Source organism: Dasania sp. GY-MA-18 (assembly GCF_024734385.1).
In the GTDB taxonomy this organism is placed as follows: domain Bacteria; phylum Pseudomonadota; class Gammaproteobacteria; order Pseudomonadales; family Dasaniaceae; genus Dasania; species Dasania phycosphaerae.
In genome coordinates, this window is the sequence record NZ_JANHAP010000008.1 from 114,892 (window position 1) to 132,473 (window position 17,582).

General features: G+C 48.7%; 15 protein-coding genes. 4 read left to right on the plus strand and 11 right to left on the minus strand.

Annotated elements, in window-relative coordinates:
* Positions 1–54 precede the first annotated feature (54 nt).
* A complete protein-coding gene (locus tag NO559_RS10875) occupies positions 55–1,311 on the minus strand; it encodes a valine--pyruvate transaminase (RefSeq protein ID WP_258331854.1) in 1,257 nt (418 codons plus the stop codon).
* Between the two features lie 249 nt (positions 1,312–1,560).
* On the opposite strand from NO559_RS10875, the gene fghA reads away from it, so the two are divergent.
* Both fghA and NO559_RS10885 read left to right on the plus strand, forming a co-directional pair.
* Positions 1,561–2,403, plus strand: coding sequence for an S-formylglutathione hydrolase (gene fghA / locus NO559_RS10880; protein ID WP_258331855.1), 843 nt, complete (start codon positions 1,561–1,563; stop codon positions 2,401–2,403).
* A gap of 145 nt (positions 2,404–2,548) precedes the next feature.
* Positions 2,549–4,270 carry a diguanylate cyclase domain-containing protein gene (locus NO559_RS10885; protein WP_258331856.1) on the plus strand — a complete coding sequence of 574 codons (1,722 nt, stop codon included), beginning with the start codon at positions 2,549–2,551 and terminating at the stop codon, positions 4,268–4,270.
* Positions 4,271–4,363: 93 nt separating this feature from the next.
* Here the strand turns inward: NO559_RS10885 and NO559_RS10890 are convergent, their stop codons facing one another.
* From NO559_RS10890 to NO559_RS10930, 8 genes are all read right to left on the minus strand, one after another.
* Complete coding sequence (locus tag NO559_RS10890; RefSeq protein ID WP_258331857.1) at positions 4,364–5,023, minus strand: hypothetical protein; 660 nt, start codon at positions 5,021–5,023, stop codon at positions 4,364–4,366.
* A 148-nt stretch (positions 5,024–5,171) separates the two neighbouring features.
* Positions 5,172–6,392: an FAD/NAD(P)-binding oxidoreductase gene (locus tag NO559_RS10895; RefSeq protein WP_258331858.1), complete on the minus strand. Its 1,221-nt coding sequence runs from the start codon at positions 6,390–6,392 to the stop codon at positions 5,172–5,174.
* A gap of 79 nt (positions 6,393–6,471) precedes the next feature.
* On the minus strand, positions 6,472–7,608 hold the full coding sequence (locus tag NO559_RS16985) for a TIGR01244 family sulfur transferase (protein ID WP_309149067.1): 1,137 nt from the start codon (positions 7,606–7,608) through the stop codon (positions 6,472–6,474).
* A 197-nt stretch (positions 7,609–7,805) separates the two neighbouring features.
* Positions 7,806–8,021, minus strand: coding sequence for a cold-shock protein (locus tag NO559_RS10910; protein WP_258331859.1), 216 nt, complete (start codon positions 8,019–8,021; stop codon positions 7,806–7,808).
* Between the two features lie 277 nt (positions 8,022–8,298).
* Positions 8,299–11,115 (minus strand): valine--tRNA ligase, encoded by a 2,817-nt coding sequence (locus NO559_RS10915; protein ID WP_258331860.1) that lies wholly within the window; start codon positions 11,113–11,115, stop codon positions 8,299–8,301.
* 143 nt (positions 11,116–11,258) lie between these two features.
* The gene (locus NO559_RS10920) at positions 11,259–11,801 is read right to left on the minus strand and encodes a hypothetical protein (protein WP_258331861.1); all 543 of its coding nucleotides are present in this window, start codon (positions 11,799–11,801) and stop codon (positions 11,259–11,261) included.
* An 82-nt stretch (positions 11,802–11,883) separates the two neighbouring features.
* Positions 11,884–12,354 (minus strand): DNA polymerase III subunit chi, encoded by a 471-nt coding sequence (locus tag NO559_RS10925; RefSeq protein ID WP_258331862.1) that lies wholly within the window; start codon positions 12,352–12,354, stop codon positions 11,884–11,886.
* Between the two features lie 14 nt (positions 12,355–12,368).
* Positions 12,369–13,871: a leucyl aminopeptidase gene (locus tag NO559_RS10930; protein WP_258331863.1), complete on the minus strand. Its 1,503-nt coding sequence runs from the start codon at positions 13,869–13,871 to the stop codon at positions 12,369–12,371.
* A 153-nt stretch (positions 13,872–14,024) separates the two neighbouring features.
* Here NO559_RS10930 and lptF point away from each other — a divergent pair, with 153 nt between their 5' ends.
* Positions 14,025–15,134: an LPS export ABC transporter permease LptF gene (gene lptF / locus NO559_RS10935; RefSeq protein WP_258331864.1), complete on the plus strand. Its 1,110-nt coding sequence runs from the start codon at positions 14,025–14,027 to the stop codon at positions 15,132–15,134.
* The gene (gene lptG, locus NO559_RS10940) at positions 15,131–16,192 is read left to right on the plus strand and encodes an LPS export ABC transporter permease LptG (RefSeq protein WP_258331865.1); all 1,062 of its coding nucleotides are present in this window, start codon (positions 15,131–15,133) and stop codon (positions 16,190–16,192) included. Before lptF ends, lptG begins: the two co-directional genes overlap by 4 nt.
* A gap of 38 nt (positions 16,193–16,230) precedes the next feature.
* Here lptG and NO559_RS10945 read toward each other — a convergent pair whose 3' ends face one another.
* The gene (locus NO559_RS10945; RefSeq protein ID WP_258331866.1) at positions 16,231–16,704 is read right to left on the minus strand and encodes an RDD family protein; all 474 of its coding nucleotides are present in this window, start codon (positions 16,702–16,704) and stop codon (positions 16,231–16,233) included.
* A 72-nt stretch (positions 16,705–16,776) separates the two neighbouring features.
* Positions 16,777–17,520: a hypothetical protein gene (locus NO559_RS10950; protein WP_258331867.1), complete on the minus strand. Its 744-nt coding sequence runs from the start codon at positions 17,518–17,520 to the stop codon at positions 16,777–16,779.
* Positions 17,521–17,582: the final 62 nt, after the last annotated feature.

The following is a 17,582-nucleotide window of genomic DNA, read 5'->3' on the forward strand; positions in this document are numbered from 1 at the left end:
CCTAGTTATTGCACCTAGGAATTAGTTTACTGCTTAATCAAGCGGGCTGCTGCCTTAGGCCTGCTGGTATGCCTTACGAACTTCTTCAGCAATTATGCTTATGCCTTGTTTTACGGCGGCCTCAGGCTGCGCATAGGACGCCCGTATACATTCATGTTGATGCTGCCAATCATCGGCTATGCCTACAAAAAAGTTATGGCCGGGGACTACTAACACGCCACGTGCTTTTAAACGTTGGTATAACTCTTGGCTGCTAATAGGCAGGCCTTCAAACCACAGCCATAAAAAGATTGCGCCTTCGGGTTTGTGTATATGGTAGTTGAGTCCTTGCAAGGCTTGTTGAAACCACTGGCAGCTGAGTTGCGAGCGCTGCTGGTAAAAGGGCTTAACATGCTGGTTGCTCAAGCTTAAAATTTTATCGTCAGTAAATAATTGCTTGGCTATGGCTGGCCCCAGGTTACCGCAGGCCAAACTGGTAATCGTATTGGCGTTGGTATAAGCCTGTATGAGTTCTTCATTGGCAACGATGATGCCCGTGCGCGCACCCGGCAGGCCCAGCTTGGATAAGCTTAGGGCTAGTATGGTGTTTTCATCCCAGTGGGGTTTGGCATCGCAAAATAAAATATTAGGGAAGGGCAGGCCGTAGGCGCCATCAATAATTAAGGGTATGCCCTGTGCTTTGGCTATGCTGCTGAGGTGCGCCAGCTCATCGTCGGTTAATACATTGCCGGTGGGGTTGGTGGGGCGGGATACACATAGGGCTGCAGTGCTCTGGCTTAATTGCAGCTTAGAAAAATCTACATGGTATTTAAATAAGCGATTATCCAAATGTTCAATGTTGGGCTTGGTGGCGCTAAACAGTGGCTCGCTAAGGCCGGTATCACCATAGCCTATATACTCTGGTGCTAAGGGTAAGTGTATTTGGCGCTGGCTGCCGTCGGCCATTTTGCCGGCCAGCAAGTTAAATAAAATAAAAAAAGCGGCTTGGCTACCATTGGAAATGGCGATATTGGCAGCACTTAGCTGCCAGCCAAATTGCTTATTTAAAAACTGGGCTAGCTCGCTGCGAAACTGGCGCTCGCCTTGGGGCGATTGGTATATGCCCAATAGGCTGTGACGACTGTCGGGGTTGTTAAGAATATTCTCCAAGCACTGTTGAAACTCTTCTTCAACATGAGGGATACGGGCAGGGTTACCGCCCCCCATAAAGATCATGTCGGGGTTTTCGTTAAGGGCGCTGCCCAAATCGTCCATTAAATCGACGATACCGGAGTGGCCAGCAAATTTTTCACCAAAAGCGGATAATTTCACGTCTGCTCTACATTAATTCAAGTAAGTGGGCTTGGCAGCTTATATGAAAATGCATGCCTATTTATAAAAGCAGGATTATAACTCATTATAGGTGCTTTGAGTCTCTAGTCGCTAGCGCAAAGTCTGTGAGCAAAGTCCTTAGAACAAAAGCCTCTAGATCCCTCTAGAACATAAGCCTCTAGAACAAAGCCCCTAGAGCTAATGCGCTAAGCTAATGCCTATAAAGTTGTTATTTAAAGAGGATGTACTATGTCGTTAGAGAAGGTGAGTGAGAATAAATGCTTTGCTGGCAGGCAGTTGCGTTACAGTCATCAGTCGGCAGTATTAAACTGCAGCATGAATTTTTCGATTTATCTGCCTGCAGAGGCTGGCAGCCACAAAGTGCCGGTTTTATATTGGCTATCAGGTTTAACTTGTACTGATGAAAACTTTGTTACCAAGGCCGGTGCTCAGCAGTTTGCAGCCCAACATGGCGTTGCCATTGTTGCTCCCGATACCAGTCCACGCGGGGAGGGAGTACCCGATGACGCCGATGCTGCCTATGATTTTGGCCTAGGCGCTGGCTTTTATGTTGATGCCACCCAAGCTCCCTGGTCGCAGCACTACCATATGTATAGCTATATCTGTCAGGAGTTACCCGAGCTAATCAATGCTAATTTCCCTGTGGATGGCCAGCGCAGCTCTATTTTTGGGCACTCTATGGGCGGCCATGGTGCCTTAACCATAGCACTAAAAAATACCGATAAATACCAGTCCGTCTCGGCCTTTGCTCCTATAGCTTCAGCTATGCAATGCCCCTGGGGTGAAAAAGCTTTGAGTAATTATATAGGCACCAACAAAGAGGACTGGCGCCAGTATGATGCCACTGAACTGGTGGCAAAAGCTGAGCGGCAAATCCCCATGCTGGTTGATCAAGGCACGGCTGATAATTTTTTGGTCGAGCAGCTTAAGCCGGTGTTATTACAGCAGGCTTGTGATGCCGCAGGCTATCCAGCCACTATACGCATGCAAGAGGGCTACGATCACAGCTACTTTTTTATGAGTAGCTTTATGGCTGATCATATTGCCTTTCATGCTAAGTATTTAAAGTGATAAAAGTATTTTTAATATACCGGCTTACAGCCGGTATATTTTTAACCTATGTATACGCTGTTATCAGCTATACTCTATAGTCTTGAAAAATATCATCGGGAAGATAAATTAGAACTGCACCAGTTATAAATATAATGAGGGGACTATGGCCGATAAAAATAAAAACAGTGGCTTTACTATAAAATTAAAACATTTACTTATAGTTGTTTTTATTTTTATTTCTGCGGTGCCGTTATTTTTCAGCCTGCAGTATCTCAATCAATACGCACAAAACCAATATCGTGAGCAAGTGGGCGAGAAATTAGAGGCCTTATCGCTGATAGCCAAGCAACGCATTTTAACCTCTGTCGCTAGGCTGGAAGATAGCGCCGCGCTGATAGCTAGCCGCACTCAAATGCGTGCATATTTGGCACAATGGGGGCAACAACAATCACCAGAGCTATTAGAACAAATCAATAAAATAATCTTTGATGCCAGCGCTGCGGTTCCGCATCTGCATGAGATTAGTCTTTATAATAATGAAGGCGCTCCTCTCACATCTACTATAGAAGCTTCGCTAGAAGAAAAGCTACTGTCGCCGCCTGTTAAAGGCACTAAGGTTCAGGCCGAACCTTTTGAAAACTCACTTTTGCTTACCGCAGTAACACCGTTAATCTTGGATAGGAAGAAGGTGGGGTACTTAAAGGTGGCTTTTTTTGCTGATTTTTTGTTAGAGCTTATAGAAGAAAGAGCCGGTTTAGGAACGACTGGGGAATGGTTGATTGTTACACGCAGTGCCGAGGGGCATGCTCTTTTTGTTACCCCGCTAAAATACGATAAAAATGCTGCCTTTACCCGCATCATTGATAAAGCTCAAATAGATATACCCACGACGCAAGCATTGTTGGGTAATGAAATATTAATGGATCAAGCGCCTGACTATATGGGGCAGCCGGTGATGGCTTATACCCGCTATCTACCTAAGCAGGACTGGGGTTTAGTAGTAAAGATGCATGAATCTGAAATCGCTCAATTAACGGTAGAGTTTAAGCGCGTGTTACTGCTACTGGAGACGGTGATTATTGCTTTGGCGGTTATTATTGGAGTGATAGTTTCCTTTTATATTGCCATGCCCATAGAGCGCTTAAGAAGTTTTACCCAAAAGGTTAGCTCTGGTGATTATAGTCATAATGTTGAGCCTAGCGGTTGGCTGGAAGCCAAAGAGTTGACTCATTCGTTTAATACTATGACCAAGTCTTTGCGCGATTTAAATGAAAATCTATTAAAAAAAGTTGAGGAACGCACTCAAGAGTTAGATAAAGCTAATCAGCGTTTGCTAGAGTTGGCGAATAAAGATGAATTGACTGGTGTAAATAATCGGCGTTATTTTGAGGAAAGATTAGGTCAAGAGATCAAACGCGCTAAACGAAATGGCAGCTCTTTAGCCTTGGTCATGTTAGATCTTGATTATTTTAAGGTGGTCAATGATACCTGGGGGCACTTGGCAGGGGATCAAGTCTTAAAAACGGTATCACAAAAATTACAGTATTGCCTGAGAGATACCGATATTATTGCCCGTATAGGTGGCGAAGAATTTTGCTTGGTGATGCCAGATGGCTCTTATGATGGCGTTATTGCCCATCTAGAGCGTATACGTATAGATATTGCAGCGCTAAAAATTATTTATGAATCCCATGATATATCCATAAGCTGCAGCATGGGGCTGGCGTTTTGCCGCGAGTCCGATACGATCCAAAGCTTAATGGAAAGGGCTGACGATGCCTTATACCTTTCTAAAAACGCTGGGCGCAATAAGCTTAGTGATGAAAATGGAGTGGTGCAGTCTGTGATGGCTAGTAATACAGAGGCTAAAAAAACGGGCGAGTAGTGTGTGAGGGTTAGGCTGCACAGCTAACACTTTAGTTGTTATAGCATTATTTATGCAGCCTGATGTTAAGTTAATAAGCTCAGGGTGTAAGAGTTAATTACAGCTTTCGCTGATGACAACTCTTGAGATGGGGCTGCCATCGTGGGCCTCATTCATGGTTTGCTGTAAAAAGTTTGATAATGCTCGTTCTATATTTAGCTGCAATTTTGGGTCTGCCAGATAGGCGTCAGCCTTTTCTTTAATTTTTTGGCTCATCCGTTCTCTGACATCTTGTTGCACCACAGCCTCTAAGTCAGTGTAGAAAATGCCGTCTATAGTGGTGCCTCGGTCTGGGTTGATGGAAATCTGCTTATTGGTCCATACCACGGCAGGGGCGCGCACTTGCACCACACCTTTTTGTGGGTCTAGTACTTTTGAGCACCAATCCCAATCTTGTAAATCGTAGCCAAATGTAAAGGTGTAGTCGGTAGAGTAAAAGGCATGTACCAGGTCTTTTAAGACCCCAGCACCACCTGCGGGCCTATCGTATTTTTCCTTAAGCTCTAAAATAAAAGTTGTGGTAACTTGAGCAAACTCAAAGGTTAGTGCATCTTTTAAAATGCCGTCTAGAGCTTTTATTTTGCGCAGTTTCTCCAGCTCTTCAACTCTTTGTTTTTGTTTTATCCAGTCTTGGGTGATATAACTGCCCGCAGCACCAAGGGCGATGAGTATAATTACGAGTACTAGATTGATGTTTCCTTTTTGCTTGCTCATAGTGCTGTCCTTTAGGTTTTATAATAAGTCTCTATCTGGGCTAGGTTGGTATTGATTATTACAGGCTTAAGCGTAGACCTTAACTGAAATTGCAGGCATAAAAAAGCCGAGAGCTGCATTGCAACTCTCGGCTTAATTATTATAGGCGCTAGCCCTTGGGTTTGGTCAACCACTCTTTGCCTTTTAGCATGTGGTTAAAATACACATAAGGCAGTACTTTGGCCTTTAAAAACCAGGCTAAGCGAGTAGGTTTTAAACCATTGAGTAAGCAGGTGGGGAAAGTGGGTGTGACCTTACCGCCATAACTAAACTCAGCTAATACTATCTTGCCGTGCTCAACAGTTAAGGGGCAGGCGCCGTAGCCGCCGTAGTTATCGAGCAGGGCGCTGCCATTGAGTAGGCGTAGAACATTTTCAGCGACTATGGGGGCCTGCTGCCTGACTGCAGCGGCAGTTTTAGCATTAGGGGTAGTGGTGCAGTCGCCCAAGCCAAAGATGTTTTTATGCTGGCTATGCTGCAATGAACCTTGGTTTACATCTAACCAGCCTGCTTCGTTAGCCAGCGGGCTGGCTTTGATAAAGTCAGGGGCCGACTGCGGCGGGCATACGTGTAGCATGTCAAATTCGCGCTCTACGGTAACGTCGTTGCCATCGGCGTCTTTACCGGCGAAAGTTGCAATTTTTTTGTCGCCATCTACCGCGATAAGGTTGTGATTAAACTGTAGGTCGGCGTTATATTTTTTCACGTACTCCATCAATGCCGGGATATAGTCGGCAACGCCAAATAGAGCGGGGCCGGCGTTGTAAAAGCTGATGTCTATATTGTTTATGCTGCCATTTTGAGTCCAGTGGCTGGCCGATAAGTACATGGCTTTTTGCGGCGCACCTGCGCATTTAATCGGCATGGGCGGCTGGGTGAATAGGGCGGTGCCCGATTTTAGATTTTGCACCAGCTCCCAGGTATAGGGGGCTAAATCGTAGCGGTAGTTGGAGGTAACGCCGTTTTTGCCTAGTGTCTCTTCTAAACCTGCGACCTTAGCCCAATCTAATTGTAGGCCGGGGCTAACCACTAGCGCATCGTAGCTGAGGGTGTCGCCGTTATCTAAAGTTACTTGGTTTTGCTCTGGCTGAAAGCTGCTAACGGAGGCTTGTATCCATTTTACGCCGCTGGGTATTAGGCTTTGGGTGGGGCGTGCGGTTTCGGCTTGTTTGAAGATGCCGCCGCCTACCATAGTCCAGCCGGGTTGATAGTAGTGTTCGCTCTGCGGCTCTATCAGGCTGATATTTATTGAGGCGTTGCGTTTTAGCAAGCTGGCAGCGGTTGCAATGCCGCCGGCGCCACCGCCTATGATGACTATGTTCTGGCTCATGGTATTCTCCATATGTCTTTATTAGTAGGTTTGAATTGCTAAGCTGCTGACCGCATTTGCCGCTTATAGCCTGTGCTAGTTATAAATTAAGGGCCTGTTTAGCTAGGCTGAGATCGTACCCCAATGTTTTCGCATGTTCTATAGCTTGTGCTTGCTCGGCACCTTTTAAGGTGCATAGCCACAGGTTGGTGGAGCGCGTTCCGGTGCGGCAAAAAGCAAAGCTTGGGCCTTGAGCCTTTTGTAGTTGGCTGGCCATTTCGTCTATAGCATTTTGTGGCAGGCTACGTTGTATAGGGATGTGGGCATATTGCAGGCCTGCATCCGCAGCGGCCTGGGCTATCTCGTCGCTGCTGGGTTGACCTTCGGCTTCGTTATCGGGGCGGTTGTTAATGATCAAGCTATAGCCTTTGGCTGCTATGGCAGCCACATCGCTGGGCTGTATTTGTTCTGCGGTAGTAAAGGCTGCGGTATGGCGCTTCATTTTAAGCTTACTCTCATCAAAGGGCTGGCTGGTTTTTTGCCCGCACTGCAGGTTCGCGGGGATGGCGACATCCATCATTTTGGGGTTGGCTAATTTCAAGTTGTGCATGATGTCTACAAACTCGCTGGCTTGCGAGACTTGCAGGCGCGGATTGTTGGCTTTTTCCTCGCCTATGCTGGATTGCGTCCAGCCCTTGTAGTCGTGAGCGGGGTAGACCAAGGTGTCATCGGCCAGGGTTAGTACTTTGTTAAATAAGCTGTGATATAGCGTCTCGGCGCTGCCATTTTGGAAATCGGTGCGGCCGGTGCCGCGGATTAACAAAGTGTCACCGCTAAAGAGGTAGCCCTGTGGGTTGCTGGCACTGGGTGCCAAGTAAAAGCATAGTGAGTCGTCCGTATGGCCAGGGGTAGCTAGCACAGTAAGGGCTATTTTACCGCAGTGAATTTTGTCACCATCGGCCACATGTTGATCGGCGCAAGCCAGCCCAGAAATATGCGAGACTATGGTTTGGCAGCCTAGGCGTTCACGTAATGCCCCTAAGGCGGTGATGTGGTCGGCGTGTACGTGAGTGTCTAGTGCGTATTTAAGGCTGAGTTTGAGTTCGCTAAGTAGTTGTATATAAAGATCGGTTTGTTCAAACACCGGATCTATCAGTAGGGCTTCGCCACTGTCGGTATCAGCGAGTAAATAACTATAGGTATAGCTGGCTTGATCGAAGAGTTGTCGTATAAGCATGCGCGAGTCTCTATAACACTATGGATAGGCTTTTGACGTAGGCGTTGCAAGATACGCTAGCGAGGAACGCCCAAGGCGATTATACATTTTTTTACAAAAAGAACTGACTTAAAGCGCATGCTCTGCCGTTTTTTACCGCTGGTAAAGGCTGCAGAAAATGCGCTTGCCGTAATGCTAGCTGTGGCCCGGGGGAACCCTTAGGCCGAAACTTTTGCGACTTCCTCAGCCTGCAGGCCTTTAGGGCCATCAACAAGGTTGTATTCTACCAGTTGCCCCTGCTCTAAGGTTTTATAACCTTCGCCGGCAATAGCGCGAAAATGTACAAAGACATCATCGCCAGATTCTTGATTGATAAAGCCAAAACCTTTGGCATTGTTAAACCATTTTACGGTGCCAGTAATACGTGATGACATTGTTTTACCTCATTGTTGTTATTTTTGAAGAGTAAACAGGCGCCCTTAGAATAAGCATTGCTAGCTTAGGCTGCGGCGTAGTAGCCGCCATGCCAGCGTTGCTATTGATTATGTTTATTCACAACTGGCGTCTATAAATATTACTCACTCAACATTATCGACACAAAATCGATTATGTCTAGTTTCTGCGGCGTATAGAGGCGGAAATGTAAATATTACCAAAAAGAAAAGGCGATACCCGTGGGTATCGCCTTGTGCTTGTGACTAACAGTTAATTTTATAACTGTTTTATGCTTTGCAATTGCTGCTCTAGTTTATCCATGGATTGCTGCTGTGCGGCCTGTTTTTCTTTTTCTTTGGCAACTACGTCGGCGGGGGCTTTGTCCACAAATTTGGGGTTGCTCAGCTTGCCTGAAATCCGTGCCAGCTCTTTGGCCAGCTTGTCGATTTCTTTATTAAGCCTGCTGATCTCAGCTTCTTTATCGATTAGCCCGGCCATGGGTACCAGTATTTCCATGCCGCCGACTATGGCTGTCGCTGACATGGGGGCATCGTCACCGGGGTTTAGCCAGGTGATTTGCTCTAGCTTGGCCAGGGTTTTGAGGAATTGTTCGTTGTCCTTAAGGCAGCGCTGATCGTCAGCTGAGCCATTTTTAATAAACACTGGCAGGGCTTTAGCGGGGGAGATATTCATCTCGCCGCGTATATTGCGTATGCCTATAATCACGCCTTTTAGCCAAGCGATATCGGCCTCGGCTTGCGTATCGATTTTACTGGCGTCTGCTTCGGGGTAGGCAGCCAGCATAATGGTTTCGCCTTCAACACCGGCTAGGGGCTTAATGCGCTGCCAGATTTCTTCGGTGATAAACGGCATTAGCGGGTGAGCTAAGCGCAGCACGGTTTCTAACACGCGGATTAGGGTGCGGCGGGTGCCTTTCTTTTGTGCGGCGCTGGCGTTGTCATCCCATAGTACGGGTTTAGACAGTTCTAAGTACCAGCTGCAGTACTCGTTCCAAATAAAGTCGTATAGCGCTTGTGAGGCTAAGTCCAGGCGGTAGCTGTTAATGCCATCGGCTACCGCTTTTTCTACTTTCTGTAACTCACTAGTAATCCAGCGGTCGGCCAGTGATAGTTCGTAGCCGCCATCGTTGTTTTGGTCACAGTCCTGGCCTTCGGTATTCATGATGGCGTAGTTGGCGGCGTTCCAAATTTTATTACAGAAGTTGCGGAAGCCTTCTATGCGGCCTACATCAAAGTTAATGTCGCGGCCGGTAGAGGCTAGCGAGTAGTAGGTGTAGCGCAGTGCATCGGTGCCGTAGCCATTAATGCCCTCGGGGAATTCTTTGCGGGTTTGCTTTTCAACTTTTTCACGCAGGCGTGGCTGCATCATGCCAGCGGTGCGTTTGGCCACTAGGCTTTCTAGGTCTATGCCGTCGATTAAGTCTATGGGGTCTAGTACATTACCCTTGGACTTGGACATTTTTGCACCTTGGCTATCGCGCACCAAGCCGTGTACGTAAACGGTATGGAAGGGCACTTCTTTTTTGAAATGCAGGGTTAGCATAATCATGCGTGCTACCCAGAAGAAGATAATGTCAAAACCAGTCACTAATACATCGGTAGAGTGGAAGGTTTTTAAGAAGTCAGTTTGCTCCGGCCAGCCCAGGGTGCCGAAAGTCCATAGGCCTGAGCTAAACCAGGTGTCTAATACATCGTTGTCCTGTTTAAGGTTGATGTCGCCCAAGTTGTGCTTTTGGCGCACTTCGGCTTCGTCACGGCCTACGTAAACATTGCCGGCATCGTCGTACCAGGCGGGGATGCGGTGGCCCCACCACAGTTGTCGTGAGATACACCAGTCTTGTATGTCGCGCATCCAAGAAAAGTACATGTTTTCATACTGTTGCGGCACAAACTTAATGTCACCACTCTCTACCGATTTAATGGCTTCATCGGCCAAAGGCTGGGTTTTTACATACCATTGGTCGGTGAGATAGGGCTCTATAACCACGCCGGTACGGTCGCCGCGGGGGACTTTTAACGTGTGGTCGTCGGTTTTAACAAGCAGGCCTAAGCTGTCGAATTCGGCGATGATTTGCTTGCGCGCGTCGAAGCGATCCAGTTTGTGATAGCTCTCAGGCAGGGGGCGGTCTTGAGACTCTAGGCGGGTGCCGTCCATGCGGTAGGCATCGGCTACGCAGCGCATGGCGGCATCGTCATCTAGCACATTGATCATGGGTAGGCTGTGGCGCTTGCCCATTTCATAGTCGTTAAAGTCGTGGGCGGGGGTGATTTTTACACAGCCGGTGCCGAAGTCTTTGTCTACATAGTCGTCGGCGATAATGGGGATTTCGCGGTTAACTATAGGCAGCATGATAGTTTTGCCGATTAAAGCTTTATAGCGCTCGTCTTCGGGGTGTACGGCTACGGCGGTGTCGCCCAGCATGGTTTCGGGGCGGGTGGTGGCTACCACGACGTGGCCTGAACCGTCGCTGAGTGGGTATTTAAACTGCCACATATGGCCTTTTTCTTCTTCAGAGATAACCTCTAAGTCAGAGATGGCGGTGTGTAGTTTAGGGTCCCAGTTAACTAGGCGTTTGCCGCGGTAGATCAGGTCGTCTTCATACAGCTGTACAAACACTTCTTGCACGGCTTTGTAAAAACCGTCGTCCATGGTGAAACGCTCGCGGCTCCAGTCCGGTGAGGCGCCCAAGCGGCGCAATTGTTGGGTGATATTGCCACCGGATTCGGCTTTCCACTCCCAGACTTTTTCTAAAAACTTTTCGCGGCCCAGGTCGTGGCGGGTAACGCCTTGGGCATCCAGTAGGCGTTCAACCACCATTTGGGTGGCGATACCGGCATGGTCGGTGCCCACCTGCCAAAGGGTGTTTTTACCCTTCATGCGATTGTAGCGGATTAGCGCATCCATAATGGCTTCTTGAAAGCCGTGGCCCATGTGCAGGCTGCCGGTAACATTGGGGGGCGGGATCATAATGCAGTAAGGGTCGCCCTTACCTGAGGGCTTGAAGTAGCCCTTGTTTTCCCAGTTTTGGTACCACTTAGTTTCAATGTCGGCGGGTTGGAAGGTTTTATCCATGCGTGATATCTATGCTCAATGTTGTATCAGGGGGCCTAAGTTTGCGGTGGCGGATGTATGGCCACGCAGATTACGGCGCGATTTTAAAGCCGTTCAGTATACATTGAGATAGGCCTTGCCCCAACCGTAAATAAGGGAGTTCGCTACTTATTGAGGTGTTTTTCAGCCAATTCGTGTATGGCTTCGGGGGCGAGTTGCGACAGTTGCTGACGCAGGCGGGCTTCTAGTTCGGGAATCATCTCGTCAACCAGCTCTTGGATGAGTAGTTGCAGGTCAGCTTGGTAGTTGCTTTTGCGCTGTTGGGGTTGTGGCGTAAGCTTGCTGCTGGGGAGCAGGTCTTCTAATAGGGGAAATAGCTCGGACTGTTCCTCTTCGCTGCCAGTTGCGCCGGAGTTGCTAAGCAGTGCGCTGTGAAGATCGTTATCTATAGTTTGTTGTTCGCTGCTGTAGTCCTCGTCGCTAAAGATACTATCTAGGTCCAGCAGTGAGGGGGCGCTGTTGGCCATGCTGTTGTTGACCACATCGTCTAGCACGGGAATGCTGGCGACACTGTTACTGTGGGCATCTAAATCAAACACCTCGTCATTACTGGGTGTTGTATGATCAGGTTCGGCGCTATCCAGTAAGTCGATAATAGACTCTAACTCGCCGAGTAGGCTTTGTTGAGAGTTGCCTGAGTTTTGCATGGCTTACCTCAGTAGATTTTTTATTGTTATTCGGTTTGTTGTTAACACTAATGCTAGCCGTTATAGAGCGGCTTGTCAGTGTTTAATGTGCGGCCTGCTGCGCTAGTTGGTGGGTTTTTACCTCATAGCCGCGCTCACGATAGTAGCGAAAATTGCTGCGGGTGGCTGCTTTAATTTGCTCGTGCTGTACCACAATTTCGCTGACGCGTTGAAAGCGGCTAAAAAAATCGGGGACTTGATTGGAGAGGTTGACCATCACATCATGATAGGGCTCGGGTGGCAGCTCGGTACTTAAAATGATTTCCCCCTCGGCTAGCGCTGCTTGCTCGGTGTCTGCTGATGTTGCGGCTAAGGGGTAGCAGCGGTGGGGTAAAAAGCTGTTGGCTCTAAAGGTCCATAGTAGTTGATCGAGCTTGTCTAATTGTTGCTGGCTGCTGCCATGGACAAAAACGCGGTTGCCCAGCCGGTAGGCTTTTTCTATAAGGCGGCAGGCAAACAGGTAACGTTGCAATACCGCCTCATCGGCTAATACATAAAAGTCTATCTTGGTCATGGGCCGCTTAGTGTTTATTTAGAAGAGCTTTTATTGATTAAGCTTTTATTTATTAAATATTGGCTAAGCAAAGCAACCGGGCGGCCAGTGGCGCCTTTTTTGGGGCCGGAAACCCAGGCGGTGCCCGCTATATCCATATGGGCCCAGCGGTATTCTTTGGTGAAGCGCGATAAGAAACAGGCCGCGGTGACACTGCCCGCTTCTGGCCCGCCTATATTGGCTATATCGGCAAAGTTGCTGTTGAGCTGGGGCTGGTACTCATCCCACAGCGGCATATGCCAGGCTCTATCGCCTGAGCTTTCACCGGCGGCGATCAGTTCGTCGGCAAAATCATCTTGGTTGCTGTATAGGCCGGTGGCATGCGAGCCTAGGGCGACAACACAGGCACCGGTTAGGGTGGCTATATCAATAACCGATTGCGGCTTAAAGCGGGCGGCGTAGGTGAGCGCGTCACATAGCACCAGGCGGCCTTCGGCATCGGTGTTGAGTATTTCTATAGTTTGCCCCGACATGCTGGTGACTACATCGCCCGGTTTGGTGGCGTTGCCATTGGGCATGTTTTCGGCGGCAGCAATAATGGCAACCACGTTGATGGGTAGGGCTAATTCGGTGAGGGTGGTCATGGCGCCTAATACGCTGGCGGCACCGCACATGTCGTATTTCATCTCATCCATTTTGGCGCCGGGCTTAAGGCTGATACCGCCGGTGTCAAAGGTAATGCCTTTGCCTACTAAAACATGGGGCTGTTGTTTTTTGGTGGCACCTTGGTATTCCATTACTATCAATTTGGCGGGCTCGCTGCTGCCAGCGGTAACGGAGAGTAATGAGCCCATGCCTAGCTCGCGCATTTTCTTTTCTTCAATAATGCTGGTTTTTACACTGCTGTGTTTGCGGGCTAGGGCTTTGGCCTGTTTGGCTAAGTAGCTGGGTGTGCAAATATTAGCCGGTAAGTTGCCCAGCTCTCTGGCTACGTTCATGCCTAAGCCAACCGCGGTGCCGGTACTGGCGGCCGTTTTTAGTTTGGCGCTGGGCTTTTGCGCTAGGGTTAGGGTTTTGAAGCTGGGTTGTGCTGGCTTTTTGCTCAAGGTGGCGTTGTAGCTATAGCTGCTTAGCACGATGGCTCTGGCAATTTGCTCGCTCATCCATTCGCTGCTGCGCTCTGCTACGCTAAGGCCTTCGGATAATAGTGTGGCGCTTTTGATGCCTGCGTTGTTGAGCTGCTCTAGCAGGGTGGAGGTGATTTTTTTAAAATCGGCAGTGCTGATATTTTTACCATCGCCACAGCCTAGCAGTAACACACGCAGTGCTTTCAAGCCTCTAACCTGAGGTAGCAATAGGCTATCGCCAACTTTGCCAGCAATATCGCCACGCTTTAGCAGCTGAGTTAGGTTGTTATGTCCGGCCTGGTCTACGCTTTTAGCGGCGGCGCTGAGCTTGCCGCCGGTGAGTACGGGTACTATTAAACAGTCGGTTTTGTGAAGTTCGGGTTGAGCCAGTGTTTTAAAATTAACAGTCATAGGTTTACTCACAAGACAAGTTTGATAGTTTGATAGATAATGCCGCTACATATTTAATAGTGGTTGGCGCGGTACTCATAGCTAAGCTGCCAGCTAGTGTAATTGTTCATCGCTGTAGTTAAAAGTCCAAAGGCACACAAGGGTTAGATTAGCTTGATTTTATTTCGTTATTTAAGTCGTGAGATTTTTCTCTCTACCTTTGCGGTGAGTATCACCTTATTGGTCATAGTGATGAGCGGTCGCTTGGTTAAGTATTTGGCCGAAGCCGCGGCGGGTGATCTATCCCCTGACGTGTTAATGAGTATTATGCTGTTCCGCGTGCCCAGCTTTTTGGAGCTGGTGCTGCCACTGGGTTTGTTTATAGGCATATTACTGGGCTATGGCCGCCTGTATGTGGATAGTGAGATGACGGTGATGTCGGCTTGTGGTTTATCGGTAAGCCGCTTAGCCGCCTACACCTTAGTGCCCGCCTGTTGTTTGGCGGTACTGGTGGGCTATATTAGCCTGTACCTTAGCCCCGCAGGTATGGCTAAGGTCAATGAGATATTTGAAAGCTTAGAGGCCAGCAGTGGTTTGGACTCGGTGGTGTCAGGGCGCTTTCGGGTAGATCAAAAAACGGGCCGGGTGACCTATGTTAAAGCGTTTACCAACGACAAAAAATTAATGAAGGAAGTTTTCACTGCCGATCCCCATGTGTCTGATGATGGCCGCGTGCAGCACCATGTGATTTTAGCTGAGCAGGGTTATATTGATATACCCGAGCAATACGATGGCCGCTACCTAGTGATGGAAAATGGCCGCCGTTACGAGGGCCAGCCTGGTGAAAAGGACTATCAAGTGACTGAATTTAGCCAGTATGGCCAGCGCTTGAAGGATAAAGTGGTGGCTAAGCGTCGCAGTGGCAGGGTAGATGCTTTGCCCACCGAGGCCTTGATGGATTCTAAGCACCCCCGTGAACGCGCGGCTTTGCAGTGGCGTGTCTCGTTGGCCATATTAGTGCCTATTATTTCGCTGATCGCCTTAGCCCTAAGTAAAACCACTCATAGGCAAGGGCGCTATGTAAAAATGCTGCCAGCGTTTTTAATTTACATTTTTTACGTGGTTTCGCTTAACGCGGCCAGGGACGCTATAGAAAAGGGCGACCTGCCGGTAGGCTGGGGTATGTGGTGGGTGCACCTGATCTTTTTAGCCCTGGCCCTAGTGTTGTTATATGGCGGCGATGGTTGGCGACGCTTGCGTGCGCGTAAGGCGGTTAAGTCATGAAAAAATTAAACCGTTATGTGAGTCAGGTAGTGGGTTCAGCCATATTAATGGTGTTGCTGGTCATTATTGGTTTAGATGCCATAGCCTCCATTATTGATGAGATGGAAAACATTAAGGCAGGTTATACCTTCTGGGCAGTGCTTAAGTTTGTACTGTACTCGGTGCCTGGTGATGTTTATGAGTTTTTGCCCTTTGCTGCTTTAGTGGGTAGCTTGGCTGGCCTAGGGGCTTTGGCCAATAATAGTGAGCTGGTGGTTATACGCAGTGCCGGAGTTTCTACAGGCCGTATACTTTGGATGGTAATGCGCCCCGCTTTACTGATTACTGCGCTGGGTTTTTTAATCAGTGAATATGTGGCGCCGCATACCGAGAGCATAGCCAAAAGTGAGCGCGGTATAGCCTTGCGCGGTGATGCCAATGTGGTTAGCCGTGAGGGTTTGTGGCATAGGGAGGGCAATAATTATATGCACTTCGATGTGGTGCAGCCCAACGGTGTGTTATATGGCGTGAATATTTACCAATACAATGACAAAAGAGAGTTGCTGGTAGCCACTCAGGCTGAGCGGGCGATATATCAGCAGGGCCACTGGCTATTAGAGGACATAGCCGAGAGTTATTTTACCGATGGCCAAGTCGCTACCCAGCGCTTTGCCTCCCGGCAATGGCAAACCGATTTATCGCCAGAGCTATTAAGTATTTTGGTATTGGACCCCTTGGATTTATCGGTGCAGGGTTTGTGGGATTATAGCCGCTACCTAGAGCTGCAAGGTTTAAATAACGGCTCTTATTTATTAGCGTTTTGGAAGAAAGTATTACAGCCCCTATCAACCTTGACCCTAGTGTTGGTGGCAATTTCCTTTATTTTTGGCCCGCTGCGGGAAGTGACCATGGGCTTTAGGGTATTTGTAGGTGTGTTAGTGGGGATAGTCTTTAGAACGACTCAGGATATGCTAGGCCCTGCCAGTTTAGTTTATGGCTTTGAGCCTATCTACGCCTCAGGTATTCCTATACTGATCTGTGCGCTATTCGGCGTCGTGCTGCTGCGGCGGGCCGCTTAATAGCCTAGCTAGTTGCCAGGCTTAGGCTTTATTGCTGCTTAGGATTTGCTCAATTGTAAAACGCGGGTTTTAGACCAGCGGTCGTGCCAGGTTAAATGCTCCTTATCTAGCCATAGCCACCAATATCCCATACCTAAGCAAGCAAAAGAGATCAGCGCATAGAGTAAGCGCTGCAGGCACTGCAGGATAGTGGGGGGCTGATTGTGTTGATTCACTAGTTTGAGTTTCCAGGCTTGCATGCCTAAAGTCTGGCCTTGTTTGTGCCAAAATAAACAAAAAAATAGCACCAGTACTAGTAGTAAATAGCCCTGAAAGGCTGGCCCAGTCATCAGTGGGTGTAGTTCATGCACCACCGTGCCATTGGCATTTTGCTGTTGCTGGCCGTTTAGCAATAGGGCGGGGATTAGCGTGGCGGTAAACAGCACGCCAAATAATAACAAGGTATCGTAAAACATAGCGGCAAAGCGTTTTACTAGGCCGGCATTAGGGGCGGAGCTGAGCGGGTCATTCATGGCAGGTGGCTTTTGGCTTTCACTGGGCGCGCAATATTAGCAGAATATGGGGGGTATACACATACAGCGGCTTTAGTTATTCGCCAGCTTGATGTGTGAGGTGTCGGGTGCTGCTGGCGCTGCGGGTTTAGTTTGCCCTTCTAGGAGGTCGGCTCCGGCAGGGGCCAGGCTAATACTGCTGGTATCCGGGTTGAGTTCCGGCAGCTCTTCGTGCAGCTCCTCTAATAGCGCGCCCGGTGGTGCTAGGGTGATGTCGTCTATATCTAATGCTAGGGGGGGCGCTGGGTGTTTGGGTTCGCTTATGTCGGCACCGACCTCTGCCACGCTGATATGGGAGGTGTCGGGGGCTGGAGGAGGGGGAGTGGCCTGGTCAAAGTTTTCAAGAAAGGGCGAGCTGAGTTTGATGTTGCTGGTGTCTATATCGGCGGGGACGAATTGACGCTTTTCATGGGCAGCTAATACATCACTGCCTACAGCTGCCACGCTGAGCTCGGAGCTTGCGCTAGCCGTACTGCTTGCTGGTGGTGGAGTTGCTGCGGCGCGGCTTGCTTGGCTTGCGGGGTTGGTTGCTGAATCAGCGCTCATTTTAAATAAAATGGATAACCCAGCTTTGCGCAGTGCAGACTTATATTTGAGTGCGGATTCTTTATCTAAGCCCCGTTTTAGTACATGGGTTTGGCCGTTAAACAGATGGCTTATTTTGGCGGGCTGGGTTTTAAACAATTTTGCGACAGCTTGTTGTGCTTGCTCAGGTGTCACTTCGTCCACCAGTTTGCCGGTAAAGTAAACATCGTATAGCGTTTGCTGTTGCTTCATTTTGTTATTAGCTCTTCGTGGTCAATATGCTACTAGTATAGAAGAGCTGCTTACAAAATTGC

Bases quoted from the DNA above. Each gene is read 5' to 3' on its own strand.
- NO559_RS10915 (WP_258331860.1), bottom strand. From the start codon at position 11,115: ATGGATAAAACCTTCCAACCCGCCGACATTGAAACTAAGTGGTACCAA.
- NO559_RS16985 (WP_309149067.1), bottom strand. From the start codon at position 7,608: ATGCTTATACGACAACTCTTCGATCAAGCCAGCTATACCTATAGTTAT.
- lptG (WP_258331865.1), top strand. From the start codon at position 15,131: ATGAAAAAATTAAACCGTTATGTGAGTCAGGTAGTGGGTTCAGCCATA.
- NO559_RS10890 (WP_258331857.1), bottom strand. From the start codon at position 5,023: ATGAGCAAGCAAAAAGGAAACATCAATCTAGTACTCGTAATTATACTC.
- NO559_RS10920 (WP_258331861.1), bottom strand. From the start codon at position 11,801: ATGCAAAACTCAGGCAACTCTCAACAAAGCCTACTCGGCGAGTTAGAG.
- NO559_RS10945 (WP_258331866.1), bottom strand. From the start codon at position 16,704: ATGAATGACCCGCTCAGCTCCGCCCCTAATGCCGGCCTAGTAAAACGC.
- NO559_RS10895 (WP_258331858.1), bottom strand. From the start codon at position 6,392: ATGAGCCAGAACATAGTCATCATAGGCGGTGGCGCCGGCGGCATTGCA.
- NO559_RS10950 (WP_258331867.1), bottom strand. From the start codon at position 17,520: ATGAAGCAACAGCAAACGCTATACGATGTTTACTTTACCGGCAAACTG.
- NO559_RS10885 (WP_258331856.1), top strand. From the start codon at position 2,549: ATGGCCGATAAAAATAAAAACAGTGGCTTTACTATAAAATTAAAACAT.
- NO559_RS10925 (WP_258331862.1), bottom strand. From the start codon at position 12,354: ATGACCAAGATAGACTTTTATGTATTAGCCGATGAGGCGGTATTGCAA.
- NO559_RS10910 (WP_258331859.1), bottom strand. From the start codon at position 8,021: ATGTCATCACGTATTACTGGCACCGTAAAATGGTTTAACAATGCCAAA.
- fghA (WP_258331855.1), top strand. From the start codon at position 1,561: ATGTCGTTAGAGAAGGTGAGTGAGAATAAATGCTTTGCTGGCAGGCAG.
- NO559_RS10930 (WP_258331863.1), bottom strand. From the start codon at position 13,871: ATGACTGTTAATTTTAAAACACTGGCTCAACCCGAACTTCACAAAACC.